Below are 1116 nucleotides of genomic sequence, written 5' to 3' on the forward strand. Positions count from 1 at the left end.
CAGCGTTATAATCCGCGTTCAGTTCATACCCACACTTCTGGCACTCGAAGTGTTCGCCCTGGCGGTTGCCGTCGTGCGTGAACCCACAGTCCGTCCGAGAACAGCGTTGGGATGTATGGGTCGGCTCGACCTGCTCTACAGAGACGCCCTGTTCAGGGGCTTTGTAGGAGACGTATTCAAACAGGCGTCGGAACGCCCAGACGTGGTGCCACTTCGCGTGTGGAAGCCGCTCTCGAATGTCACTCAAGTCCTCGAACGCGATCACGTCGCAGTCGTGTTCGACGGCTTCCGAGACGAGTTCGTTGGCGATCGCGTGGATGTACTGTTTGCGCCAGGCTTCCTCTCGCTTCCCGAGGCGAAGCAGGGCCTTGTGTGCGGCCTGCGTGCCGCGTTGTTGCATCTCGCCACGTCGCTTCTCGAACTCACGACACCAGTGGTCGTAGTCGTCCCCCTGCCAAAACGTGCCGGTTGAGGACACAGCGAGGCTGTTGACGCCGAGGTCGATACCGAGGACCGTTTGGTCGGAGTGCCCGGTATCTTCCGAAACCTCATCGTCACCGTCTGTCCGCCGCGTCGAAATGTTGAGGTAGAACTCGTCAGTGGCCGCGTCGTACCGAAGCGTACTCTCACGGAACTCGTAGCTCTCGGAGAGTACGTACCGCTCGTAGGGCGTCGGACTGTCTGCCGGGAGAACGAACGACGGTTCGACTCGGCCCTCAACAGTTGCCAGCGACACCTTGTTCCGGTAGAAGGTCGCGCTCCGCGTGTCGTAGTCCATCGTTTCGGCGGTAAACGTCGGTTGAGAGACGCGCTGTCCCTTTTTCCACCGTTCGACACACGCTTTGACAGCTTCGACAGCGCGTTTGATAGCGGCTTGAACAAGTTGGGCCTGGAGGTCTGTCTCCTCTCGAAGTTCGGCGTAGAGCGCGTCACGAACCTCTCGCTTGTTGGTCTTACACTCGGCGTAGGAGGTGTCGGACCAACAGTAGTCGGCGGTTCGGTTCGCGCAGTACAGGTATTGCTGGGCGGTTCGGTGGAGTGCGTCGCGTTGCTCGTCGGAAACGGCGAGTTTCACGACGGCGGTTCGACGCACGCCCATAGTTTCAGAGAGTACCC

At 59.9% G+C, this 1116-nt stretch carries 1 protein-coding gene; it reads right to left on the reverse strand.

The annotated features are described in order from the left end of the window. Window positions 1–1099 (reverse strand): RNA-guided endonuclease TnpB family protein (locus EXE47_RS18225; protein ID WP_137708627.1); only part of this gene is annotated, 1099 nt, incomplete at its 3' end. Window positions 1100–1116: the final 17 nt, after the last annotated feature.

The sequence above is a fragment of the Halorubrum sp. GN12_10-3_MGM genome, assembly GCF_005435235.1.
GTDB lineage: Archaea > Halobacteriota > Halobacteria > Halobacteriales > Haloferacaceae > Halorubrum > Halorubrum ezzemoulense.